The sequence below is a fragment of the Halomonas sp. SIMBA_159 genome, assembly GCF_046536035.1.
In the GTDB taxonomy this organism is placed as follows: domain Bacteria; phylum Pseudomonadota; class Gammaproteobacteria; order Pseudomonadales; family Halomonadaceae; genus Vreelandella; species Vreelandella venusta_A.
Genome location: NZ_JAWJBT010000299.1, coordinates 1 through 301, shown reverse-complemented (window position 1 = coordinate 301; position 301 = coordinate 1). Strand labels below are relative to the sequence as shown.

Here is a 301-nt window from a genome sequence, read left to right as displayed (position 1 = left end):
ATAGATCGTCGGAGCCGACGCGAGCGCCCCGAAGTTGCTGGTCTTGCCGAACAGGCTGTTGAGCAGGGCTTGGTTCGTGTAATTCGAGAAGCTCATGGTCGTGCTCCGGCTGCGGATGGCGTTATAGCTGAGCGTCGCGGCGACGCCGTAGCCCGTTTCGGTGAGGTGAATCTGGTCCCCGTCGTAGTGAGTGGTGTTGGTTTCGTCCTGGAAGCGTGAATCGGCTCGCAGGTCGATCACGTCGTAGCCCAGCCCCTCGGCGTCGTCGCGGATCAGCGTGGCGAGCTGGCCCAGCCGGGCG

At 63.8% G+C, this 301-nt stretch carries 1 protein-coding gene; it reads right to left on the bottom strand.

What is annotated here, in order from left to right:
- Positions 1-301: hypothetical protein (locus R0J87_RS19375; protein ID WP_498888280.1), on the bottom strand; the 301-nt coding region annotated here is incomplete at both ends.